The sequence below is a fragment of the Paenibacillus oceani genome (assembly GCF_014705615.1).
In the GTDB taxonomy this organism is placed as follows: Bacteria; Bacillota; Bacilli; order Paenibacillales; family NBRC-103111; genus Paenibacillus_AB; species Paenibacillus_AB oceani.
This window is the reverse complement of sequence record NZ_JACXJA010000026.1, coordinates 1-24,465: the sequence shown is the minus strand read 5'-3', so window position 1 is coordinate 24,465 and position 24,465 is coordinate 1. Positions and strand designations below refer to the sequence as shown.

At 45.2% G+C, this 24,465-nt stretch carries 16 protein-coding genes and 4 pseudogenes; 6 read left to right on the top strand and 14 right to left on the bottom strand.

All coding sequences use genetic code 11. The annotated features are described in order from the left end of the window. Positions 1 to 136 precede the first annotated feature (136 nt). The 3 genes from IDH45_RS18545 to IDH45_RS18535 are packed head-to-tail and all read right to left on the bottom strand — an operon-like array spanning position 137 to position 4,277. Positions 137 to 1,447, bottom strand: coding sequence for an ABC transporter substrate-binding protein (locus IDH45_RS18545; RefSeq protein WP_190929623.1), 1,311 nt, complete (start codon positions 1,445 to 1,447; stop codon positions 137 to 139). A gap of 21 nt (positions 1,448 to 1,468) precedes the next feature. Continuing rightward, positions 1,469 to 2,305 carry a sugar phosphate isomerase/epimerase family protein gene (locus IDH45_RS18540; RefSeq protein ID WP_190929622.1) on the bottom strand — a complete coding sequence of 279 codons (837 nt, stop codon included), beginning with the start codon at positions 2,303 to 2,305 and terminating at the stop codon, positions 1,469 to 1,471. A gap of 40 nt (positions 2,306 to 2,345) precedes the next feature. Further along, positions 2,346 to 4,277, bottom strand: coding sequence for a glycosyl hydrolase family 28-related protein (locus tag IDH45_RS18535; RefSeq protein WP_190929621.1), 1,932 nt, complete (start codon positions 4,275 to 4,277; stop codon positions 2,346 to 2,348). A gap of 313 nt (positions 4,278 to 4,590) precedes the next feature. On the opposite strand from IDH45_RS18535, the gene IDH45_RS18530 reads away from it, so the two are divergent. Then, the gene (locus tag IDH45_RS18530; protein ID WP_190929620.1) at positions 4,591 to 5,415 is read left to right on the top strand and encodes a helix-turn-helix domain-containing protein; all 825 of its coding nucleotides are present in this window, start codon (positions 4,591 to 4,593) and stop codon (positions 5,413 to 5,415) included. Positions 5,416 to 5,574: 159 nt separating this feature from the next. Here IDH45_RS18530 and IDH45_RS18525 read toward each other — a convergent pair whose 3' ends face one another. Together IDH45_RS18525 and IDH45_RS18520 are read right to left on the bottom strand one after the other, a co-directional pair. Then, positions 5,575 to 7,209: a P-loop domain-containing protein gene (locus tag IDH45_RS18525; protein ID WP_190929619.1), complete on the bottom strand. Its 1,635-nt coding sequence runs from the start codon at positions 7,207 to 7,209 to the stop codon at positions 5,575 to 5,577. 874 nt (positions 7,210 to 8,083) lie between these two features. Continuing rightward, positions 8,084 to 9,115 (bottom strand): VOC family protein, encoded by a 1,032-nt coding sequence (locus IDH45_RS18520; RefSeq protein ID WP_190929618.1) that lies wholly within the window; start codon positions 9,113 to 9,115, stop codon positions 8,084 to 8,086. A 339-nt stretch (positions 9,116 to 9,454) separates the two neighbouring features. On the opposite strand from IDH45_RS18520, the pseudogene IDH45_RS18515 reads away from it, so the two are divergent. After that, positions 9,455 to 10,665 (top strand): annotated as a pseudogene (locus IDH45_RS18515) (IS110 family transposase). 525 nt (positions 10,666 to 11,190) lie between these two features. On the opposite strand, the pseudogene IDH45_RS18510 reads toward IDH45_RS18515, so the two are convergent. Next, positions 11,191 to 11,484, bottom strand: a pseudogene (locus IDH45_RS18510) (CD3324 family protein). Positions 11,485 to 11,497: 13 nt separating this feature from the next. Beyond that, positions 11,498 to 11,935: a hypothetical protein gene (locus IDH45_RS18505; RefSeq protein WP_190929617.1), complete on the bottom strand. Its 438-nt coding sequence runs from the start codon at positions 11,933 to 11,935 to the stop codon at positions 11,498 to 11,500. A 355-nt stretch (positions 11,936 to 12,290) separates the two neighbouring features. On the opposite strand from IDH45_RS18505, the gene IDH45_RS18500 reads away from it, so the two are divergent. Continuing rightward, complete coding sequence (locus IDH45_RS18500) at positions 12,291 to 12,899, top strand: TetR/AcrR family transcriptional regulator (protein ID WP_190929616.1); 609 nt, start codon at positions 12,291 to 12,293, stop codon at positions 12,897 to 12,899. Between the two features lie 196 nt (positions 12,900 to 13,095). Here the strand turns inward: IDH45_RS18500 and IDH45_RS18495 are convergent, their stop codons facing one another. Continuing rightward, positions 13,096 to 13,641 carry an NUDIX hydrolase gene (locus IDH45_RS18495; protein ID WP_190929615.1) on the bottom strand — a complete coding sequence of 182 codons (546 nt, stop codon included), beginning with the start codon at positions 13,639 to 13,641 and terminating at the stop codon, positions 13,096 to 13,098. Positions 13,642 to 14,497: 856 nt separating this feature from the next. Between IDH45_RS18495 and IDH45_RS18490 the strand changes: the two genes are divergently transcribed. Together IDH45_RS18490 and IDH45_RS18485 are read left to right on the top strand one after the other, a co-directional pair. Next, positions 14,498 to 14,872 carry a BlaI/MecI/CopY family transcriptional regulator gene (locus IDH45_RS18490; RefSeq protein ID WP_190929614.1) on the top strand — a complete coding sequence of 125 codons (375 nt, stop codon included), beginning with the start codon at positions 14,498 to 14,500 and terminating at the stop codon, positions 14,870 to 14,872. 116 nt (positions 14,873 to 14,988) lie between these two features. Beyond that, positions 14,989 to 16,284, top strand: coding sequence for a M56 family metallopeptidase (locus IDH45_RS18485; RefSeq protein WP_317891234.1), 1,296 nt, complete (start codon positions 14,989 to 14,991; stop codon positions 16,282 to 16,284). Between the two features lie 206 nt (positions 16,285 to 16,490). On the opposite strand, the gene IDH45_RS18480 is transcribed toward IDH45_RS18485, so the two are convergent. The 4 genes and pseudogenes from IDH45_RS18480 to IDH45_RS18470 all read right to left on the bottom strand — a co-directional run bounded on the left by IDH45_RS18480 (position 16,491) and on the right by IDH45_RS18470 (position 19,234). Further along, complete coding sequence (locus tag IDH45_RS18480) at positions 16,491 to 17,465, bottom strand: DinB family protein (RefSeq protein WP_190929613.1); 975 nt, start codon at positions 17,463 to 17,465, stop codon at positions 16,491 to 16,493. A 277-nt stretch (positions 17,466 to 17,742) separates the two neighbouring features. After that, entirely contained in the window at positions 17,743 to 18,195 is a 453-nt protein-coding gene (locus IDH45_RS18475; RefSeq protein ID WP_190929612.1) for a GNAT family N-acetyltransferase, read from the bottom strand. Positions 18,196 to 18,365: 170 nt separating this feature from the next. After that, a pseudogene (locus IDH45_RS34125) lies at positions 18,366 to 18,597 on the bottom strand (P-type ATPase); the annotation flags it as partial. A 55-nt stretch (positions 18,598 to 18,652) separates the two neighbouring features. Then, a complete protein-coding gene (locus IDH45_RS18470) occupies positions 18,653 to 19,234 on the bottom strand; it encodes a TetR/AcrR family transcriptional regulator (RefSeq protein WP_190929611.1) in 582 nt (193 codons plus the stop codon). 151 nt (positions 19,235 to 19,385) lie between these two features. Between IDH45_RS18470 and IDH45_RS18465 the strand changes: the two genes are divergently transcribed. Then, positions 19,386 to 20,786, top strand: coding sequence for a cytochrome P450 (locus tag IDH45_RS18465; RefSeq protein WP_190929610.1), 1,401 nt, complete (start codon positions 19,386 to 19,388; stop codon positions 20,784 to 20,786). A 1,092-nt stretch (positions 20,787 to 21,878) separates the two neighbouring features. Here IDH45_RS18465 and IDH45_RS18460 read toward each other — a convergent pair. Together IDH45_RS18460 and IDH45_RS18455 are read right to left on the bottom strand one after the other, a co-directional pair. Next, positions 21,879 to 23,168, bottom strand: coding sequence for an alpha/beta hydrolase family protein (locus IDH45_RS18460; protein WP_190929609.1), 1,290 nt, complete (start codon positions 23,166 to 23,168; stop codon positions 21,879 to 21,881). Positions 23,169 to 23,939: 771 nt separating this feature from the next. Then, positions 23,940 to 24,465: pseudogene (locus tag IDH45_RS18455) on the bottom strand (IS1634 family transposase); the annotation flags it as partial.

Sequence of the window (24,465 nt, the reverse complement as noted above, 5' to 3'; positions counted from 1 at the left end):
ACTTATTGAAAGAATACCGTTAGCACAACGAGGCAGCCGAACATTTTGGCCGGCTGCCGTTGGTGTAACGATTAAGCTATCGTTTCCGTTAGCCGAGCCACCTTCATTTTACTTCGGCATCCCACTAACAATCGCTTCATGGGTTCGGCTGCTCGTCTATCATTTTCTGTGTCTCTTCCGCCATCATACGCAAGCCTGTGTTGAGATCGACCGTTCCCGCAAGCAACGCATTCAGATGCTTCTCATAGATGCTCCTCGCTTTGGAATCGACGTTCGTTGTCGCTGCAAGCGGCGCGAAAGGATAATAGGTGACCGCCTGCCAATTTTTACTCGGGAAAGGAGATTCCGATCCAAGCGTCTCCCTCACTTCCTTGGCTCTCGAAGCCATCAATGTACCGCCCTTCGAATTTTCGACAAAAAATTCGAGCGAAGTCCAAAACTTGATTGCCTCCATGGCCGCCTCTTTATGCTCCGAAAGCGAAGTGATGCCGAGATAATTCGGAGAAACCTGCGAGCCAACTTCAGCCAAGCCGGGCAATACCGGAAATGAAACCATGTCCCAATCGAGCGACGAAAACTCTTTTGTCAGTGCAAGCGGAGCGGCCGCCGTGTACAAAAGCATGGCAACCCTGCGGTCCTTGCTAAACGTTGACCAATCCGGTATTTTCCCTATTTCTTTGTATGCTTTCGTGAATACGGGATTTAATAGCACAGATTGGACCAGTGTCTGCCATTGCGCGTTCGTATGAACCGTCGGTATTCGCTTGGTCCCGTCCACCAATGGCAAAGAATAGGGATTCCAGCCGATCATCGCACCCGTACCATGGCTGCCGATCCCGTAATATTGCACGCTGCCGTCAAACCGTGTCATTCTGTTCGCCAGATCGAGCGTTTCCGCCCATGACATCCCGTCTTTCGGATAGGACACTCCGAACGTATCGAAAAGCGTCTTGTTGTAGTAGAGCAGCAAACTGTTCATCTTAACCGGAAGGCCATAAAGCTTTCCATCGAACATCTGCCGCATCGATTCGATGGCTGTCGGCTCCAGATGGCCAATATCGACGTTGTGCTTGCGGATCAAGTCGCTCATATCGTACTTCAGATCGTAATCGAGCAGCGTCTCCTCGAATCCTCCCCGTGAATTGGTGTACAAATCGAACTTGACGCCGGTTGCCAGCAGTTCGGGAATCGTCGTGCCATTAGCCTTCGATGATTGAATGTACCGCACATCGAGATGAGGGTGTTTTTTGCGCAGCGGCTCCAAATAAACCACTTCCATCTCCTCTATAGGAGAAATGGACACTAAGGTTAGCGGAACGCGTTTGGCCGGATTTTCTTTAGCCGTTTGAGGAACATCGGCTCCCTCTTTTACCCCTCCGCTGCAAGCTCCGACAATAGCGGTTATTCCGGCTAACAGGATTAGCAATCTTGCTCTCTGCTTGAACATATGGACACCCTCGCGTTTCCATCATTCTGGTCTAAAACCCGCTTCCTGCAACATGCGAACCAGGTGCATTCGAGCATCTGCGATTCGCTGATCGATCAGCTCGGGTACAGCCGGTCCGTCCACCCGCTCCAAAAATACATTGCCCTCGAACCCACCCCTCTTTAAAACGGTAAAAATAGCCGGGAAATCTACATCTCCTGTACCGGGTATCGGGAAATCGCGTGCGCCCCGCTCCCCGCGGTGGTCTTTGGCGATAAGCGAATGCGTGTGCTCCGCCACCTGGGGAAAATCGTCAGAGGCATCAATTCCTTCGTAAAACTCCACATTGCCGGGATCGTAGCACCCCCGAATATGCGGGGAACCGATTTGCTGCAAAGTCTCCTGCATATCCGCGGCGGTTGCCGTATTGCCGGTATGGGGTTTGATCGTTATGATGAGGTCGAGTAGGGCCGCTTCCTCGGCAATTTGTTTGTACCGTTCGATGTATGCCCGGTTTATCGGTTGCATTTCCTCCTCTGTCAGAGGATCCGACGGAAAGGAGCGATAGCTTTGCGTCCCGATAGTAAGTATTTCCTTGATCCCCAGCGCTTTCGCTAGTTGCATGCGCTGCCTCGCCCGCTCGATCGGCTGATCGATCTTAAAAAAAGCATTGGACATGAGCTGCAGCGGCTGCAAGTTGTACATGGCAAACAGTCCGGTCAATCGGCCGATGGCACGGATGTCGTCCGCATCCGGTAATTCAATCCCCGCGTGAGGATTCCCGATGCCGATATATCGATACCCCGCGCGCGCGATTCCATCCAAAGCCCTTTCCATGGAACAGGTTGCATAAGGCAATGTCATACAGGCCAGTTTCATCTTCCGCGTCCCTCCTATTTCAGTTCCCGCAATCCCGTGTTCAGTACCAGTCGTACGGTACCCCAACCTCGCTCAATACCGGATGGGCGACATATACGAGACTGGTTGCATGGACAGACAGTTTCCGTATACCGAAGGAAACTGTTCCCGAGGACGGCAATAAGTCTACGTAGGAGACGAGCTGCCAATCCGTAATCTCAAAATAGGCTGTCGTGCTCGGACCTAACTGACTGGAATAGGCCGCAGCACCCGCCAAAGCCTCCGAAGCTCTCGCATAAAAAGCAAAATAAACGTACTTGCTCGCTAACTCCGGGTACAACGCCAAATCGATCGTGAACCCCCAGTCGCTCGTATTGGCAGCCCCGGACAGTTCAAACGCCTCGTAGGTGCGGTAGGTGGCGCTCGACAAAGCAAACGTTCCGCTTCCCGTCGTGACGGGAACGAATTGTCCCAGACCCGGCGAGTAGTTTACCCTCGTAACACCCTGAATTTCAGCCTTATGAAAGTGTGTCTTCGATGCGGCCAAGTCCTCGATTTGCAAATTCGCCAGCGAAGCGTACGTTTCGTCGTAAGCGACGCCGTTCCCGTATATCTTCAGATTGTTGACCCATGCTCCCATTCCGGTCCTGCTCGTCCCTGTTCTTAGCAGCGTGTAGGCTTTGAAAGGAGCGCTCGAGCGGGAGATGCTGTTGTTACCGATCTCCAGCCCCAGCTTGGCGGAATAGCAAGCTACCAAACAGTCGGAATCCCGTAGACTGGCGAAATTATTGACGATCCGGATGGAACTGACCGGCTGCGTGTTGCCGACCGTGGCCGCTGCGACTGTTCCGTTTATAATGATCTGCGCTTTCACCAACCGCGCCGGATTCGCAAACGAATAACCGACCGAGCCGTTATTTTCGAAATAGTTGTCGGACAGATCGAAGGGCATGATCGAATTGCGGGCGAAAACGCCGCATATTTTGTTTCCTTCGATATTGCAGCCGTTGATCCGGACGCCAAGCGCTTTTCTGGACAAATAGATGCCGATGCCGTCATTCGTGAATATTTTCGTATTCACAACATTGAAGACGTTCACTTCACCATCAACCAATTGGATGCCATCGCCGCGGTTGTAAGATATTTCGCATGTCTCGACGTCATTGCACCAGCCGTAGCCGATAGCAAGCGCGGCCAAAGTCGTTCCTTTGATGGAGATCCGGCGGAACAGCGAATGCGCGATTTTTTTGGAATATATCCCGTACTTCGTCTTGTTGTCCCCGGATATGTCGAGATTCGAGAATTCGAACTGATTCCCCACCGCGGTATCCGTAAACTTAAAGATTGCTTCGAGCGGAGCCGACACCGTTACGGAAGCATGCGGACGAATGACGGAAGAATGGACCCGTCGGTTGTAGTCGTCCCCGATCAGCCGAATCCCTCGCTTACTGGAATCAATCAGGATCGGGCTTGAGATCAAATAAAAATCCGAAGACGGAAAGTAGACGACTGACCCCCGGTTCTGCGCGGCATCTACAGCCGCTTGTATGGAATGTGTATCGTCGGACGCGTTGTCGCCTTTCGCTCCAAACCATTTTACGTTGAACGCTCCTTGGAAAATGCGCTTGAACCGTGCTCCTGTAGCCGACACGATTACTAGACCGGTGTCATCCGCGCTCGACCCGTCGGCCGGATCGAAACGGAAGACGCCCTCCTGGCCCGGGTCTGTCACCTCATACCGTTCCGCAGGAGCCGTCGACAAGGTGCGCAGCTCGGCAATCGTCACCTTGGGCCAACAACATCCCTCCTCTTCCGCCCCGTATACCGCTTCTGTCACACGTTTCCCCTGGACATTCGCTGCACTCCATAGACTGCCCGCGACCAAAGCCGTGCCTGCCAAGCCAATCGATGCGAGCAGCTTTCTTCTGCTGCCGCTGACCGTTCCCGAATCGTCAACCTCTTCCTTTGTGCCGATTTCTTTCTCTTGATTCATAGTAGACCTCCGATCTGTGGTTTTTGGTTTCAAGAACCGGTAAGCGTTTACACAATACGAGCAAGCAGATCCTGCTTTCAGCATAGTGGAACCCGATTGCTTTTAAAATAAAGAGAATTAAACCAGACTATATATAAATTTTAACGGAATTCCGAGAGAAGTCCCCTTCCTGGGAAGGGAGGGGATACATGTCGGCCAGGCAACGCCTGGATAATCTTCCTGGGTCCTGCCTTAAAAATCAATCGTATGATACAATCAGTCTCAGATCATGTTACGGCTAGTGAAGTACTCTCGCAGAACGGAGGAGCCGATCTTGCATACCGAAGAGGGTCGAAATGTTCTGATTCCCCAGCTCACCTACTGTAGATATTGGGAGCGAAAAGACAAATTTTTGTTTTACGAGGATACCTGCAAGGAGTGGACCATTTTCGCCGTCATAGACGGGTCGTTCCAGTATGAATTTAACCAGGAGAAAGGCATTGCCGCATTCGGAGATTTGATCATTTGTCCGGCAAATACGGTTCTGCGCAGAGTCGTTATTTCGCCGCTTACTTTTTTTGCGATTCGGGTTCAATGGCGGATCAACGACTTGGTGAGAGTGGGACAGGCGGAACCGTCCCGGTTTGTCGGCAAAACGAGTATCGCCGACACGAAGCGGTTGGCAAGCAATTATTCCTTGATGAAGCAATCCGAAGGACTCAGTGAGGAAGTGAAGCTGTGGCTGTGCGGTCACTATATGCTGGACATCTGGTTATCATATGGGAGGGAGTGCAGCAAATGGCCTTGGCCGGCAGAATGGCAAGCTGGCAAACAACCAGAGCCGATCATGAACGAAGCCTCCGCCCTCATTCGCAAACATGCCTTTGAGACTGTTGATCTGAAGGACATTGCTGCCCAATTGCGACTAAGTCCAGCACGGCTATGCCAGAAGTTTAAAGCTAGCTTCGGACAAACCCCGATCCGGTTTTTGACCGAAGTGCGTCTGGAAAAAGCGAGACAGCTGCTGCTGGAAACAACCATGACACTTGATCAAATCTCGGAATACATTGGTTACCAGAACGCCTATTATTTAAGCTACATCTTCAAGAAGCATATGGGAGTCACGCCGACCGCCTTCAGAAAAGCGCATCGGATCTAGCTGCTTCCCCGGCAATTCCGCGAATTGGCGCGAAGCTATTACCACCGCCACTTTCCGGTTACGGAAGAGATGCGGTACGCGGCGTACTGGAACCAGGGAGCGCGCGGCGAATCGCGTTCGAGCTACGGACCGCTCTCGCGGTCCTTCTTCATGTCGTGATTAGAGGTGTTCAGAGGAATCGAGCTGAATAAAATTCAAATGTTTCATTCGGTTTATGACAGCTAACACTTCATTAATTCTTGGTAATTCAAGCCATCTATCGAAATCAGGGAAAAAGGAAGAAAATACGATATCTACTCCTTCTCTCTCCATATCTTCGAGTGCTTTTTTGATCTTTTCATGAAGAAAGATGAGGCGATCCTGATTTCTTACAGCGATTTTTCGAATTAAAAAGGCGATAGCTGCAAGCTGGGCGTGTGATGTGATATTGTAAAGCCCTCTGATATCAATTTGTTCATCACCTATCATCATGTATCCCATGGTTGAAACCATCAGCTTTTCTGTACCACTGCCCTGTGGATAGCTCGAAAAGTGATCGGTGGTTATTTTTCTTTCTATCTCCCATTTTGTAAAGGGGATACGTTCGCGTGGTTTGTCGTGTTCACATAATTTTTTTGCTTCCTGGGTTACGTTTTTTGGCACAAAATTGTCCATCAGGATGATTTGATCGGCAACGGCTAAAAATTCACCGCTACCTCCAATAACAAGAACGGAAGATACGTGGGCAGCCTCATAAAGCTCCCTGACACGTTCCGTAAAAGGTGTAATGGGTTCATGCTTGATTAAGGAACGCATTTTGATGTCTTGAATCATAAAATTCGTCGCACTTCTGTCTTCATCAATAAGAAGAAGCTTACACCCGACGTTGACTGCCTCCATAATATTTCCGGCTTGAGATGTGGAACCTGAGGCGTAGTCAGTCGAAAACTGTTCAGCCGAACCATTGGGTATCCATTTTATGAAAGGCGTAATATTGATATTTTTTATGGAACGGCCTTCCTCTGCGGATATTTCCATTGCACTTTGATCGGTTATCACAAATTCTCGTCCGTCGCCTATGCTGTGATTGTAAATCCCCGAATTTAGTGCATCCAGCAAAGTGCTTTTACCCGAATAACCACCGCCGGTGATGACCGTCACACCTTGTTTAATTCCCATTCCTCGCAGACCACAAATTTCAACTTCAACATCTTCCGGGGATGTAAAAGGCAAGGCACCCTCCAGTGGCCCGCTGTTGTCTTTATTTCTTGGCAAAATGCTGCCATTCGCAATAAACGCACAATAATCACTGGATTTCAGCCATTCGCGAATCCTATTTTGTTTTTTTACCAATCCATAGGCTGCATTTAATTGGATGAGATCAAACGTAGCAATAAACTTCTCCACTTCTTTTGGAAGCATTTTGCAGAGCATGCGCATAGCTTTATCATTATTCCTGAACGGAAGTTGAACTGTAATCATTAAGCATAGATACCATTCTTCCGAGATGACTTCGACAAAGGATGCATTACGTTGCAACACCACATTCGTTGGACGAAAACAATAATAAGCACCATTTTCTTTATCAGGACGTGACCGGTTATAAATCAATTCATTTAATGTCCTAATATGATTACCCCATTCTCTTAATGCAAAATCGGAGAGAGCTACTTGATCCCTATTTTCATCTAAGCCGAGACGGTCAAAAGGTATTTTTATGGTGATGCATGGTTTATCCAGTGTGAGTTTATGTGTTCGTTCAATGTAATAGGCAACATCATTATTCCAATAGGTTGGGTCAGGTTCATAAATCATACTATACGATGACTGTCCGGATTGTAAGGAGCGAAAATATTGAGCGAGTCTTTTAATAAAGGATCATCCTTTCTTCTTTGGAAAGCGGTGATTAACGGGAAACGATGCCGAAAATGAAACGATATCTCAAGAAGGGGGGCCCCTTATCCTTTGGAACAAGGTAACGACGAGACGGATCGCCCCCTACTCTCCAGGTGTGAGCCTGCTCAAACATAACCCGATACGGTTTGAAATGTTCCTCGAAAAATGAATTCCTTCCTAAGTCATTCAAGTTCAATACATATTCCCCCTAATAGAGTTCAGATCCATTTGCAACACAAACGATTAAATCCTAACCAATTTAAAATAAAACCACTATTGTTGCCTTGACCAACCTTTTGTCCTTAAAAAAATAACAGCCACTCCGTAAGTGGCTGTCATAGACCGGCAAGAAAGCGAAAAACGTTCCTTCTGCCTAAATATAAAAGCCCTGAGAGTGAGTCCTACCCTCAGAGCCTAATGGATTCGTAAAAATTAACTAAAAAGCAATATGAGGATAAGACGTATATGTTTTTTTTGTTTTCATTGTCCTCACCTCGTTACGATTTATTTTTTACAGCACCACAATCCTAACATAGAGATCATCCACAATATAGGGAAGAATTAATTATAATGAACTCAAACCCTGAAATAGGTAAAAGATGCCCCCATCGATTGAAAACACCACGATAACGACGGCAGCGAACATTTATCCAGTTGCGTCAGGTAACAATCGAGATATAGCAATTGCTTATAGAAGAAATCTGTCTGCTAGCAAGGAGCTGATCGTAAAAAGCCACTCGTCTACAAAATTTTTATTGAGCTCTTGTACTCCGTTTGTTTAATCAACAATGCCTTAATGTTTATCCCGCATACCTCCTAAAATGATGTTATATCCATCCGGATCTAATATATGTGCATTTGAGAAGTCCCAACGATCTGCTGTAATCACAAACGGTTCTACACCAATATTACCGCCTTTTTCGCGTACCTCTTCAGTGATGCGCCATACATCCTCCCAAGCTACGTGTACAAAAGTATCCCATTGTTCATTGTCTGCCGGCACAGCATTGGGATGTACTTCATCTGGCGATACCGCCTCTTGCAAGATAACTTCCATTTCACCGCGTCTTACATAGCCCTCTTCGTTCACTTCGTCACATCCCAATATATTGCGATACCATTCCAAAGACTTTTTCAGATCCGAGACAAGACGTACTTGTATCGTCTTTTTGAATGTAAATTCTTGTTTTTCAGGTGTTGCTTTCTGCTCGTCTGACTTTTCCTTTCTCGCACTTAAAACCATGTTGTATCCATCTAAATCTAGGATATGCGCTCTTTTGAAAATCCTAGTTCCATGTGAGTACTCAAAGGGTTCAACGGCAATTGTTCCGCCCTTTTCCCGTACTTTTTCAACAATAAATTCAAGGTTACTCCAATCCACATAAATAAGTGAATCCCAACTATAATCTGGACTATCCCATTCTGTTGGATAAGCTGATCTCTTCTTTGAAACGGCGTTTGGACGAATATCTTTTTCCGAAACAGCCTTCTTTAATATTAGACCCATCCCTTTTCGTGCTGCATGTCCATAACCAGAAATATCATCACAATCAAATACATCCCGATACCACGCCTGAGACTTTTGTACATCCAATACCATACGTACTGGAAACGTTAGCAAGAATTGTCCTCTTTCAATGTTACTATTCTCCGTTATCACAGGCACATCTGTGTTGTTGCTCGCATTTTGTTCCGACATGATCACAACCTCCAGTTGGTTTGTCTGTCCGCTAACAACTTTTAATGCACTTGGAATACTGGTGGGCTTGTACCCGCCAACCATTCTTTCCTCTACATCAGATTGTTCTTTTGTGACCTGACTCATGAATATCACCTCAATTAGGTAAATATTACCACAATAAAGGAAGCTAAATGTGTATTAATTTATCAAATTATATTTCCCGTTAGCCATACATGCAGCGCAAGCGCCGCACCACAGATGATGAAAATGGGACGAGGAATCTGTCAATACTTCTACCATGGCTGGGAGAGGAAGGTCGATAAGCTATGGTGCCATTGAGCCCAACCGTTAGTCTGACTCCAACGATCACGGTGCATCACAGATTGTCGCTCCCTTACGGGAAGCACTCATGGGAGATTAATCCTACTCTGATTGTTGCACCAGCCTCTTACCTAATTTAGCCGTAGAGAGGATATATGTAAGGTGGAAGTTGTCATTGAACGAGCATGCGGTATGGACATTCATAAGGACAATATTACTGCAGAACGTCTAAGGGAAAGGAGATCCAATCTTTTTCAACTAAAACAGTGCATCTATTACAACTCATTGATTGGATTAAACAACATGAATGTACTCACGTTGCAATGGAAAGCACAGGAGTATTTTGGAAACCTATCGTAAACCTGCTTGAAGCTGAAAGCATTGAATTCTTAGTGGTGAATGCCCAGCATATGAAGGCATTGCCTGGACGCAAAACAGATGTCAAGGACTCGGAATGGATCGCCAAGCTTCTCCGTCATGGACTGCTTAAAGCAAGTTTCATTCCAAACCGAAATCAACGGGAACTTCGAGAGCTTGTTCGGTATCGTCGCAGCATCATCGAGGAGAGATCTAGACAGCACAATCGCATCCAAAAGGTACTAGAAGGAGCGAATATTAAGCTTGGCTCTGTTGTCTCTGACATTATGGGTGTTTCATCGCGTGACATGCTGCGCGCCATTGCAGATGGCGAAGATGATCCCGAAAAACTAGCGAGCTTCGCTAGACGCACCCTGAAGCGAAAAAAGGATGAACTCGAACTGGCTCTTCAAGGTTATGTAAACCCTCACCAGCGTCTGATGATCAAGACCATTTTAACTCACATTGATTTTTTAAGCGAACAAGTTGTGGTCCTCGATCAAGAAGTTGCTGCGCGGGTAGAATCTGTTCAAGAAGATATTGAACGTCTTGATTCAATCCCTGGTATAGCCACTCGAATGGCGGAACAAATCCTAGCAGAAATCGGAACAGATATTAAGAAACAGTTTCCCAGTGCAGCTCATTTATGCTCTTGGGCTGGATTGGTACCTGGACACAATGAAAGTGCAGGAAAAAAGAAATCTGCCAAAACCACTAATGGGAACAAGTACTTGAAATCTGCTTTGGTAGAAGCAGCCCATTCCGTTGCAGCATCTAAGAACTATCTCGGCGCGATGTATAGACGTACAGCAACTCGAAAAGGTAAAAAACGTGCAGCAATAAATGTAGCTCATGCAATGTTAAGGATTGCGTACTATCTCCTAACTCGTAAAGAAATGTACGTGGACTTAGGTGAAGACTATTTTGATAGGCAGAAACAACAATCTATTGTAAAGTATGCCGTTCGAAGACTGGAGTGCTTAGGTTACTCCGTGACAATTGCTTCTAATTCGTAATTCGAAACCATCTCAATATCCCATCGTTCAGACGCTTTTCAAAAAAAAATGAATGAACTGCGTCTTCTTCAATGCGGCCTTTTCCTGCTACTGCGGATTTAATTTTCATGGGAGCTTAACGTCGCCCCCATCTGGCCCGTCGAACCGGACTCGCGCGGCCCCCGCCGATTGTCATGTACCGCATGATTCAATCGCATCCTTCCGCATGAAGGCGTGACGACTCATTTCGTCCGCTGCCTTCGCGCTGGAAAGCAGCCTGTACAATCGGCCAGGAAGCAACCGCACGTTCATGAAATTATGTTCGGCGCATACCGTTCGGCAGAGTCCGGCAAACGCTAAGTGCTGTCAACGACGTTTACGCCATGGGGAAAGGTGGACCCGGCCATCTTGATGCCCGCAGTGTTAAAAATCACCCGTTGAGGTACGAAAGAACACTGACGGGATGCCAGTGTCCTTTTCGCTTATTATATATTGCACCGGCAGCCAAGATTGGCTTCGTACCATGCTATGGAGAGTTCCAGGTTTTTAACGGGAATTTGTACATTTTCTCCTACTTACGCTGTCTCTCATAATAATTCCTCGAATCCGTTCCTCGCTTAAATTGTAAGTCTCCGCCAACTGCGATATGCTTATCCCCCCATAATAGCTCCGGCATATCTCGGTATTTCGCTACTCCATATTTTCGCGTACTCCGGTAGAAGTGCCCCACTCCTGGCGGTCCGTCTGAGGAATGTAGATGTGTTGGCCTTTAACATACTTCTGAATTTCTTGAATTAAGCTTTCCGGCAAAATCTGTTTAGCATTTACATATTTCTTCATTGGCGTTTTCCCATTACAATCTCTTGGAAAGACGAATCGCATTAGATCGTTCGGCATTTGTATTATGGAACCCTTCGGAAACCATAGCGGCAAACACATCAAAATGGTTCAATGTAAGCCTCGTATGGACATGACGCAAATCCAATTGCTTCATCGTTACCAGGCATCCCTGAACGAATCTCCTAATCTCTTTTCGACTAACCTGGTACTGAGGCCTGATATGGATACCAATAGCTGAAGCAGTAAGAAATTCATTGGGTGTTCCTCCATAGGTCACTCCAACTCGATAAAACGCGATTCCCACTATCGCTTCTGATCCTGAATCTCTCAGGGTAAGAATAACTTGGTTCGGTTCGCGTGTAAGGCTAGGAGGATACTGATTTCGGAACAACTCGGCCATCAGCTCTTCTCCGTCTTCCAGAAGCATCCGCTCAATATCCTCCACACTCATGGAACCTAATCTCTGCCGGTCAAAAGTCGTCTTCCGAGCTGTAGTCGTGCTTCAAGCTCGATCCTGGTTTTGCAGTCTTCGCAGCAATGTATTCCTTTGAGATTTCGTTTCACATGGTCGTAAGCTTGAGTCCCTTCAATAACATAAAACTCTCTTCTGCAACTAGAACAGATGGAGTGAAAACGAAAAAATCCATCGATTTGCTCTTGTATTGCATCCCCTCCCGTCAATCACGACAAAGTCCAACTATTGACGTGATAACTGCGACGCGATATAACTGAATCAAATCTAAATAACACACTGTATTATTTATTTTAGTACAGTGTGTTAAATAAGACAAGAGGGGCGTTTACCGTTGCCGAAGGTCGTGGACCACGAACAAAAAAGAAAACTGATCGCCGAATCAGCATGGAGTATTATTGAAGAAAAAGGGATCGAACATGCGTCAATCCGGGCCGTTGCAGCAGCGGCGGGGTTGTCGCCTGGCGCATTGCGTCATTATTTTTCAACACAGGACGAGCTGTTGCTATTTATCGTGGATTATTATTTGACAAGAGGAGTTGCCCGAGCAGAAGAGCGCCTGGAAATAAGCCCTATTCCGATGGAGGCTGCGAAGGAAATTTTGTTACAACTGCTCCCTTTGGATGCGGAAAAACGAACTTCCGTCGGCGTCTGGTGGATCTTCGCCATCCGATCCCTCACCAGTTTGGCATTACAAGTTAAAAAAGACGAGCTCACCGACGGACTCCACTACCTGACTCAAGCCGTCCTCGAAATTCTAGCTAAGGGGCGGCTTCTCCCCTCTTCGGTGGACATTCAACTCGAAACATTCAGATTAGCCGCGATTGTCGAAGGCTTGACGATCCTCGCACTGCTCCGCCCGGAACTCTACACACCGGTGACCGTTGAGCAGATCGTCACCCGCCATCTTCAGGAGCTATGCTCGCAAGCTACGAATGGATGAGCCTGTAGACGACTCCCGAAAAACTTGACGTTACTTGAGATATGGTTCAGCTTAACAGGTCTATCGGCGAAAAATGTGTCCCGGCATGTTACTATCAACTTTCTTTGCCTCATCAAAATATTCTACCGTTAGCATAACAAGGCAGCCGAACATATTGACCGGCTGCCGTCAGGCAACAATTGAACTATCGTACACGTTAGCGTAGCGACGAATATTGTAATTTTTGATTACGAAGTTCTTCTGCTAACTTGTACAGCTCTGCTAAATCGGGTCTTCCAGTTTCGTAAAATTTAGTAGCAGCTTCTTCTACAGACATTTTTTCTACAGCAACAACTTTCTCACCATCATCGGGAATTTGAGGTTTCGAAAATAATTCCACATCCCCATATCCAACAAGTCGAAAAAATTCTGGATGTGGTAAATGTGGTTTATATGCATGAGCATGGTATGAGAAGCACTTCCAAGCTCCAAATGGCTCAAAAGAATGTAATATTGCTCCAGCTTCCTCTATTAGCTCCCGTTTTATTGTAGCAAAGTAATTTTCATCTTTTTCCAAAGTCCCACCTGGTATTTCCCATTCTCCATTTTCTAAACGAATGACAATACATTCATTATTAATAAACGGCACGACATTAACATTTGAAATAAGACTCTCGTGTGGTACCTCCATTATAAATTCCGATTCAATTTTGCCCCATGTCGCGTTTTGAAATAGGTTCGCATACCGTTCATTTTTGTTCATGGAATCGCCCCTTAGAATTGGATTCATTTTCTAATAATTCCGCTCAGTAGGTGTACTATCCTGCCCGTTAGTTTAGAAAACGGCAGCCGATCGTTCAGGCCGGCTGCCGTCATGTATTTTTTGAGCTCTCGTCCCCGTTAGTGCAATTATGCAGTAATTTAGCGTACTTTTTGAATAATAATCAAATAACTCAAAATAATGACTACTAAAAAAATACCCCCATTTAATATGTAAACGTTGGAGGGATATCCTATCATAGAATGATACTTTTCTGAGGGGAAGAAGTTATAAAATAATTTCATTATAGGTTTTTTATAACCCAAAACAAGCCAACCGATTATCATAAATACGATCCCACTTGTAATGGACGATGTAAGAATATAACTAAAGTTTTTATTAAGGCGAGATGCTAGAATTGTCAATAATAATAACGAGGGGATAACAGATAAACACATTATCCACCAGGATAAGTTTACAATTGCAAGGTAAAAGTCACGATGTATCGTGCCAAAGATATACGTACAAAGCAGTGTCAGTAGCCCAGTTAAAGCACCTAATAATAAAGGATTCGCAGCTTTTCTCAATGGTGTCCTTTCACTCCTCTCGATCACTTTTTACCTTTATCATACCACTTAATGGAACATATATCCTCGTGTTCGTAGCATAGCTGCCGAACCATGACATCAGCTTCTGTTCGAGTAGATAATTGAGCAATCGTACCGTTCGTAACGACAAGTATGCAGGGTCAACCGTATTTGATTTGACATCCCACTACACTGTGTAGTAGATTATAATTACTACATGGTGTAGTAATAAATTGTTATGGACGCATAACGGTGCAAAGAGGTGTACACCGGTGAAACATGTTCAAAGATTGTCTGATACTGAAATGGAACTCATGGAGGTGATCTGGGAATGCGACCCTCCCGTCACATCAACCGAACTACTGCGTATTTTCGCTGGGCGGGGTAAAGAATGGAAGGCGCAAACTATTTCTACATTTTTATCGAGATTGATCGATAAAGGGGTGTTAGAAGCGACAAGGGACGGCCGAACGAACAAGTATGTCCCTGTTCTATTGCCGAAAGATTACAAACTAGCGGAAGCGCAACATGTACTGGACGGATTATACCAAGGATCGGTTAAAAACTTAATCGCTGCCTTGTATGACGGCGACAAACTTTCGGATGAAGACATCGCAGAGCTGAAGCAATGGTTTTCGGGAAAGTAGGTGTAGTCTATGAATAAACTTCTGGAACTGCTCGTTTCCCTTTCCGTTGCGGGAAGTACCGTTGTTATCTGCATTCTCCTGTTACGGCTCTTTTCACCAGGAGTCTTCCCTGCTCAGTGGCTATATACAATTGGAAAAATGCAATAGGGTTTTATCTTCTGCCCGTAGCCTTTGTTATGCAATGGCTTTTGCCGCTCTTCAATCCATACCAAACGTCAACCGTCCATATTTCCGGTCAGCCTTCGAGTATACAACAAAAGTCCATTTCGGAACTGAATCTTTCTGTTGATGCAGCCCTTGTCTTTCTGAGTATTTGGGGAACAGGGGCTATCGCTTTCGCCATCTGGCAGGTTTATTGTTACCGGAGGTTTATAAAGAATTTGCAGTTTACGCGCTCGCCCGTGCCGGTGAACGACGAAGCGGCCAAACAGCTTACCTTGATGAAGAAAGCTCTCGGCATGCGAAGCAACATCCGTCTTACGTATAGCTCAGCGATCCGGAGTCCTGTTCTTGTCGGGCTATGGAAACCGACCATTTATCTTCCTATAGAACATTTAGAAAATATCGACATGAGCATGGTGATGCAGCATGAGTTGATTCACCTGAAACGAAAAGACTTATGGGTCAAGGCCATCACCTTGGCAGCGAGCAGCCTGCATTGGTTTAATCCCTTCGTTCACATTCTCCGAAATGACATTCACACGTGGAGCGAGCTGTCTTGTGACGAAGAAGTGGTGAAAGAAATGTCTCATGTCGAGCGAAAACGGTACGGTGAAACCATCCTGAACGTGATGATCGGTTCAAGGGGTATTCCTGTTCGATTTTGCGCTTCCTTATCCGGCGACGGAAAACGATTGAAAAGGAGATTATCACTCATGCTTAGTGTGCAAAAACTAAAAAAACATACAATCATGCTGGCCGCAGCGGCAGTCCTTGCTGTTGGAGCAATGGGTACATCTACAGCCGCCTGGGCAGCCAGAACAACACCCAAGGTGACCCATCAAACCAGTGAAGGTGCGGGAGATTCTGGACTATATACAGGCGTACAATTTTTGAAATACAATGCGCTTACGCCTGACGAACAAAAATTCGTAACCGAAAAAGGGGTAATGGGCTTATATGCTCTTGAAGGTTATAAGGAACTGGTATCTTTTGAAGATCTGACACCCGATGATCAAAGCCAGGTCACGAAAGAGGATGGGTATTATTCACCTGGGAGCATCGCGAAATTAAAAGAATCTTATGAAAAGTACCCTCCTGGAGTATCCGTTACAAGAACACATAAAGAAGATCCGTCGATCCCTCCCGGAACGTCCATTACGGTTAGGAGTATGACTCCCCAAGAAATTGCTGAGTTCGAAGCTCTGTTTTCGGCTTCCGGAAATACTCGAAGTGAAAATTTACATGAATAAATAGGACATGTGAAAAAAGCAAACAACTTAATCAGTTTCAGTCGTTTGACTGAATTATTCTGTCCGTTAGCACAGCGAGGCTGCCCATCCATACCGGCAGCCTCACCATGTTGTATTACTGTACTCTCGTACCCGTTAGCGGAATGCTCAACACTTTACTCTTTATACTATTCTCCAGCTACAAGGACGATCTGATGAGTATATACTCAGCCCTTGTCAACTCCATTGGATATCGAATTCATAATGTCATTAATCATTAAACAATGGCTACGTTCTAAGGGCATAAAATATTTTAAAAGTCTTCGTAAGGTCTGTTTATGTTTAATTAGGACATCTAACTGCCCAGAAGAAATAGTTGCAATTTCATCCCTTTGTTTTTCCAAATGTTTTCTAATCTCGAGCATACCTGGGGGGGCTTCTTTCCAATCCTTAGGTTTTAGTCTAATTGGAAACATCCGGTGATACTTAATGGGAACGCGATAATTTTGTTTAAGTTTTGGAAAAATACCATGATCCCATGCGACTAAGATAAAACCGAAGTGATAATGAATATTCGAATCGAATCCTTCTGGTATAATATCTGAGATATTTTCCGGGATACGATCCATCAAGCTCAAAGTTTGATTTCTTAAAGTTATAAATTCGGTTATTATTTGTTCATCATAACTTGCGACTTTCTGTGGCAGCTTCCTTGCTTTGCGATACTCACCGTTAACTCTGAATGACTTAACAACCAATTGGGATCCCCATGCAGGTCCGATTCCTACTCTGCCTGTTAAATCTCTGAAAGCCCCTGTCACCTTACAAACTTCCTTATCGTTTGCTCGAACAATCATATGATCCGGATTCACAATCCAAGTGATTTTCGCCCATTCATTAACAGATAACCTTTCAAAATTAACCGCTGTATACCCCTTAATAGGACTATGAAGTCGCACCTCATCTTGATTACTATCCCAATTAAAGATCAGTCGTCCTTTTTGAGCGAAATACAACCGAATGTTTGTTGAGTCCGTCTTTACAACTGCCTCCATCTTTATTGGAACTACATAGCTAACCTCTGAAAGCATTTTTTGATTATCTGTCTGACCCGCATATAATACTAAACCTTCTTCCGACTTTCTGGATAGCCCAGTATGCGATTCTACCAAGTCCCACATAATTTCGTTTTGAAGTGTCAATCTAATCAGTACCTTTCATTCAAGTATTTTTTATTCCAGTAGCAGCCTCAAGTGTCAGTGTTCACAGCGCTGTCTTTAACGGAAAGTTTTTTTAAGCATCCTTAGCAGATGGCCTTTCATTAATCTGGGAAATATACCCAACTAAAATATAGCGAATGTACGTTCTGTTGTAAAGGGAAATTTACTCCACATTACTGCCCGTTAGCGTAACAAGCTGCCGTTTAGCACACGGCCTTATCATGGTGTGAATTAATGTTCTATGTACCCGATCAAGAATTTATTTTATCTTAAGTTCGACGACAGGCCCATCGGTCTTTGATTTTAGTTCGTTTCGCTTAAACCCTAAACTTGCGTATAGCCTTTGTGCAGCAACATTATCCGGTTCATAGCTAACCTGTATTCCCTTACAATCTTTTTTTTGTTTGATAATGTCAATGGCTGTTTGAAGCACACGTTTTGCGATCCCTTTTCCTTGATATTGCTCATCGATCATCAATCGTGGTATTACATAAACCCCGTTATTTGGAACATCATCCCACATTATAAATCCAACCATAGTCTCATCCAAATAACTCGCAAACGGTACAAACGAATAATATTCAGTATTTTGGTACTTGGCTTGTACAAGAGAATAAAGATTTGAAGGTACAAAATGCTCTTGTTCTTTTTTAACCTTTAATTTTATACATTCTTGCCAATTCCGATGGTCGATCTCTTTTAAGGCTATCAAACGGTTCCCCGCCTTCCTAAATTCACCATCAACCTTACAATAGAAATCTAAATTTTTCTTGGGAATATATCGTTATCAATAAACTTTTCTGCCCGTTAGTTGAGCAAAGGCAGCCGGTCATTTCTGGCCGGCTGCCGTCGTGTTATCTTTATTTAACTATCGTTATCCTATAGCGGAACGACAATCGGCGTGTAGATCCGGGCGAAGCGATCGGCGTAAGCTTCCTAGGCGCTTTTTTCTCCAGTGCTTCCTCGACAAGGTGGATAATCTTAGCTATCGTCGTGTCCTCGACCCACTTGGTAACGTAATTTCTAGGGAACCGTGTTCGTTAATGATTACCGCGTATACGGTATCGCCGATCCACCGGAATGGATTCCCCGTTATAAATATGGGAGCTATGTTCCACACCAATCAAGAGGAAAGATCTCCCTCACGGAATTCCCTCACCGAAACATGGCTACTTCCCCATCAAGCCATAATACATTAACCGATCCAAATCTTTCAGCATCGAAGGGCTTGCTTGCGCCAGAAAAGCAGGTCGCGCCAAAGCTTCCTTATACATTTGTATATAAAACAAAATCGCCTCCATGGATAAGCTCAGCTCGATACAGCCTTCCCGTTTGCCTAAATCGATCAGCTTTTCGAAAAAAGGCAGCGTCCGGGTCGTATAAAAATCCTCCATATACTCCCGAATAACCGGATCGTTAATATTGGCCTGAACCATAGAGCTTACATTCATATGATCCACGATATCGTCGTGATCACGCAATATTTGTTCCATTTTCGTCTGAAACGGAATCGGCTGTTCCAATAGTTGCTCGTACTTATCCAACGTCTTGTCCATGAAATCGGCAAACGTTTGTCTGACCAACTCGTCCTTGCTACCGAAATAATTGTAAATGGTCACAGGCGATACGTTAGCCAGTTTCGATATTTCAGCGATGCTTATTTTGTCGATGCCGTATTTGCAGAGCAGTTCGAAGGTTACTTTCATAATTTGCGCTTTTTTCTTTTCCGTTCGTTGTTGGTATCCGTTCATTTTGTCACCTCAAACCACATTATATAAAATGATTTGTAACATATCAATTCATCAATTACAAAAAAAACATTGAATTTGCCGCAAAAACCATATATTATGAATGATATGAAATATATTATTTTAAAACATAAATAATGTGGAGGGGACCAAAATGAACAACAATAAAGGAGCATCCCCGTTAGCTGAATTGCAAGGCCCGCGACCTGCGCTGGGATGGAGGATGAACATGCTTCATTTTTTTCGCAGCCCTTTCAGGTTTCAGCGGCAGCTGTACGAACAATACGGTGATCTTGTTTCGCTTGGAACAACGGATAAGCCGAAAACGATTTTTGCGTTCGGACCCGAGCTCAATCGCCAGGTTGTTGCAAATCCCGATTATTTTGAAATGAGTACGGCCCTTGTCAAAATACCTAAAGATACGGTTATGGGACAAATGTTTTATAACAACCTGATCTTAATGGCCGGAGAAAAGCATAAGCAGCACCGGCGCCTTATACAGCCTTCTTTTCACCATGAACAGATCGTGCAGTACAGCAAAGACATGATTCTCTTGACCGAGCAGCTATGCGATGAATGGCAGCACAAACAAGAGATTGACGTGAACGCGGAAATGAAAAAAATAACTCAGCGCATAGCGGTTAAAACATTGATGGGCACGTATAAAGATAAGGATCTGGATCAAATTGGCGAGCTTATCTCACAATTGACCAAATCCTTGTTATGGGTCACGCTGACCCCTGTCGATATTCCGTATACACCGTATCACCGAGCGTTGCGTATAGCAGGTCAATTAAATGATTATATCCGTTCCATGATTGATCAAAAGCGAACCGAGCCCCACGCCGCCGATGTACTCGCTTCACTTGTCAAAGCCCACGATGAAGACGGCGCCAAGCTAAGCGACGAGGAACTGGTCGGTCACACGTTTACCCTGTTTGTCGCCGGACATGAAACGACAGCCAATGCGTTGACCTGGACTATTTTCCTGCTTAATCAGCATCCGAATGTGCTCTCCAATCTTATAGAAGAGCTGGACGGGGCGGTTCAACAAGGCACGGTGTCGATGGACAAAATCAACAAGCTGCCACTGCTTGAAGGTGTCATTAAAGAGAGCTTGCGGCTACTGCCGCCCGCGAGCATAGGAACCAGGGTAACCGCTGTTCCTTGTGAATTAAATGGAATTACGATTCCAGCCAGTACAAATGTGTTTTTCAGCCAATTCATCACGCATCGAATCCCTGAGCTTTACAGCGAGCCGAATCGGTTCAAGCCCGAACGGTGGCTCGATTTCAAGCCCTCCCCGTTCGAATATTTGCCGTTCAGCACGGGGCCTCATATGTGTGTCGGCTGGTATTTTGCCATGGTTGAGCTAAAAATCGTTTTGTCCATTCTTCTTCGACGATACCGGATTGGCATCACCCGTAATGCGAAAATATCCCCAAATTTGATGATGCGGCCCGTACACGGCATGCCTGCGCGAATAGTTAAGCAGGATCGGGCGTTCGTTCGCGAGCCTGTTCGCGGAACAATCAATGAGCTGGTCGATTTTTGAATCGGCTTGCAAATGAGGTTTATATAAGGCAGCTTTCGTGATTCTTCCACTTGCTACTTCGATTTGGCAAAGCTATTATTCAAAAGCGTTACGAAGATTATTTGGAAAGCCTTCAATTAGATCACTATCCAATCGATAAATGCTCCTTTATCGGGCCGTCTTATGACAGGGGTATTATATTAAGGCTTGCCGCTTATTACCCGGAAAAGATTGCTTGTTCAGTTCTGACCACACCTGCTGGGTTAAAGTTAGGTTCAAAATTCGCCATGATTCGCAAAATACTTCTGCCTATGATCCTTTACAAGACGACCTCGTCCGAAACGCAGCTACAATGTCAAACTTCAGCATAAGCGAAAGGGACAAACGGCTCATAGGAGATATCTTCATGAATGTCAAACTGGAATAAGAAATGCCAAAGCTCACCGGAAAAGCCGAATTGAACCAGTACTATGCACTTGCACTTGTGATATCGGGAGAAAAAGACATCTTCTTTCCAAGCCATGTAGTGAAGCAAGCTGCTGCAGAGATCATCGCAAACGTCGAAAGCGAGACCGCCGAATTGCGGTCCTTTTTGATTATCATGCTGTTTACTGGTACTTTTCGAATTCTACTTTCAACAAGAGTTTATTGTTTTGCGCCATGTATTGCTCTGATTGAATTAACAATTCCACAAGCTCTGACTTCGTTAGCTTCATGTACCGCCTTTTGACTCGGTTTAGATCCCGTTCTTCCCTAACCTTTTTAAAGATACTTGCGAGATCCTCCATACATGAGATCCTGTTCCACTATCGTGTCCCGATAGCTTATTCATAATTCCCAAAATGAAGTAGGAACTGTTTATTGTTGCAAACAAAAATCAAATCATCCCAATATATTTCAGCATAAAAGTTTGGTTCACTTTCTACTTTATATATCCTGAAATCACTTTCGAAAAAATTTCTCAATAAATCAATGAAACCATTTATGCTAAACTCTTTGGGGTAGTACCAGTGTAGCTGACATCAGGTGCAAATGAATGGATATAAATGGAATAACCCTCCAAGTAGGAGGGTTGACGGTTTGTTTATTAAACTCTCGTTAGTATACGATTGCTCATTCAAACTTTTGCAAAAACTCAAAAAGCTTCGCAAACATTTCCTGTCGGTGACGCGTCAAACCATGGGTATCGTCCTGAAAGATCGTAAGTTCACAGGGAATGTCGTTGGACTGAAGCGAGTTTTGGATCTTTCGAACCTCCTCGTTAGTGGAAGTGGTATCCCGACCTCCATGAAGCATAAATAAAGGGGTTCGGATTTGCTCGCTTTGTATAAGTGGAGATCTCCTTTTTCTTTCGGCTTCCATCTGTTCAGGATCAGAGGGATACGCTCGTGACTTGTAGAAGCCGAGATGATCCAGACCTGTGCCCCCCCATAACGTGACTCCGGCAACCCATAACGTTGAATTGTCCGCTAGAGCCAATTGAGTTAACAATCCACCATAGCTGAAACCGATCAAAGCAATCGGACGAGCATCCCCTGTTCTTCGTTTCCAATCCAATCCGCACTCCACCACATCCCATACATCCGCCCGTCCCATTTCTCCTATATTGGCTTCCTGATGTTCTTTACCGGCTCCAATTTGCCCTCGATACACTGGACAAATGATTTCGTACCCCCTATGTAATAATTGCCTGATTATCGGGTTTTCGCTATCAATCGGTGCAGCGGGTCCACCAAAAATGAATTCTACGGCAAGGTGATTCGGCTTCTCGGGAATTAATCGAAGCACTGGTACCTTTTTTCCGTCTCGGGATATTACCGTGTATTTTTCGCGCCGATAGTCGAGTCTTGGCAATTCTTGAGCTTGAAAGATACAGTGACTGTCCTCGTCATAATCCCATTGGTGCACTTGATTCCCCCTATTTGCGATGAAAAACAAGCGCTCCCTCTCCACATACCATGCCGGCCCCCGCAGGGTTTGCATAGTTGGAGAACACCCGATCAAGCGTACCCTATTGATCACCGCCATTTCATTTAAGGAGTAAACAGCGATTTCCTGTCTGGACATGCACAGCACTTGATTCATCCCCGGTCTAAATGCCCCGCCGATTATATCCGGAGATGTGATCAACCACGTCAGGTTCATATCTTCAACTCGCAGCACCTTCAGAACGATGGATCCACCAGCTTGTACTTCTTTTATCAAAATCGAACTGGAATCGTCCGACCAACAAAAGCGCCCTGCTTCGTGACTGCAGCCCTGATCCTTTGGAACGACAAACTCGGTCCCGGCCTGAAGATCTGCAATGATTATTTGTTTTGGCGGGTTTGGAGAATCGAGATATTGCCTGTTGAATGCGACAAATCTACCGTTGTGCGACCATTGTGGAAATCGATCGAGCACATCATTATCGGTTACATGGTGCCTTGTATTTCTCAAAAGATCGATGTAGTAAATATTCGGAGGTATTTTTTTATCGATATCATTCGCTGGATACGCATTGTAAACAAGAGATCTCCCGTCGGGCGACCACTCACAAAACGAGGCATGTTGATTTGAAGTGTTCTCGATGATGTTAGTTGTCGATCGCGTTTCTATATCATGAATGTAAATATTTCCGTCTCCAAAAAAACGAAATCCGACGACCGTCAGGAGAAAACCGCGGACCTTGTGGAATAAAATACGAATCTACATCGCCGATAGTGCTTTTCGCAGAAATATCGTATATTACCATATTTTTACTGCCGTCTGGTAGAAGCTGCAGAATCGCCATCCGGTTGGAATGTGGATGTACATCCAGATCCATAAACATCCGAAAACATCACCTCGTTCTAAGTGTGCGAACATTTACTGACAATACTGAAAGAGAAAAAGACTGTACCTTTTCTTCATGTATATTCGATAGTAATGATTCCAATCCTTCCATTTTGTTCCACTATTATTTTAAAGCGCTAATAAAGGAAACAAGAATATTATCGTGATACTCAAGTTCTGTAAATTCAAACGTATAACCAATATTCCGGGTATGTAATAATGAGAAAGCCAATAAATACCCCCTCACATTCCGCACCCCTAGCACGTGGTAGCGAATGGAATTATTAGGGGTCAACCAGCCGTTAAACGGGTGTAGCGATGGTTCAAGGAGCAAACCACCGCTGGAGCAAGTCGATTCGATTAGCCGAGGTAAACCGATTCATCCAAACCGAGACTGGTCAACACGCGTTTCTCCTCTTTGCTCAAGGGGCGGGCGAATTGTCGGGTTCGGGTCCCGTCTGGCAGGCGAAACACGACGACCTTCCGGTACTTGAAGATTTGGAAGATGGCAGCGGCTGTCGGCTTGCGCAGAATCCGGCCTCCCGACCCGTGCATCGGGTTTTGCTCGGTGATGTGCAGCCTGATGCGTCGCTGGAACACCCGGTAAACCGTGAGCGCGAGCAAAAACAAGTACTCCAGCACCTTCACGCGCTCCGGCTTCTTCAGGTAAATTTCGTCGGTGTATACAGGATCCTTCAAAAAGGAGAAATTCATTTCGATGTGAATCTGCCCTTTATACAAACCGAGAAGCGCCGTCCCATCCATCGTTTCGCCGCGCCACTCGGATGGCAAGGTGGTGGCCAGCACGAAGCGGGACGCCCGTCTTCGCGCTTCCTGAAACCGTGCTTCGTCCGGTGTGATCGCGGCCTGCAGCACGTAGACCGTA

Excerpts from the sequence above, each read along its gene's own strand:
- IDH45_RS18505 (WP_190929617.1), bottom strand. The coding sequence starts at position 11,935 with ATGAGTGTGGAGGATATTGAGCGGATGCTTCTGGAAGACGGAGAAGAG.
- IDH45_RS18520 (WP_190929618.1), bottom strand. The coding sequence starts at position 9,115 with ATGAGTCAGGTCACAAAAGAACAATCTGATGTAGAGGAAAGAATGGTT.
- IDH45_RS18495 (WP_190929615.1), bottom strand. The coding sequence starts at position 13,641 with ATGAACAAAAATGAACGGTATGCGAACCTATTTCAAAACGCGACATGG.
- IDH45_RS18465 (WP_190929610.1), top strand. The coding sequence starts at position 19,386 with ATGAACAACAATAAAGGAGCATCCCCGTTAGCTGAATTGCAAGGCCCG.
- IDH45_RS18535 (WP_190929621.1), bottom strand. The coding sequence starts at position 4,277 with ATGAATCAAGAGAAAGAAATCGGCACAAAGGAAGAGGTTGACGATTCG.
- IDH45_RS18525 (WP_190929619.1), bottom strand. The coding sequence starts at position 7,209 with ATGATTTATGAACCTGACCCAACCTATTGGAATAATGATGTTGCCTAT.
- IDH45_RS18545 (WP_190929623.1), bottom strand. The coding sequence starts at position 1,447 with ATGTTCAAGCAGAGAGCAAGATTGCTAATCCTGTTAGCCGGAATAACC.
- IDH45_RS18540 (WP_190929622.1), bottom strand. The coding sequence starts at position 2,305 with ATGAAACTGGCCTGTATGACATTGCCTTATGCAACCTGTTCCATGGAA.
- IDH45_RS18470 (WP_190929611.1), bottom strand. The coding sequence starts at position 19,234 with ATGAACGGATACCAACAACGAACGGAAAAGAAAAAAGCGCAAATTATG.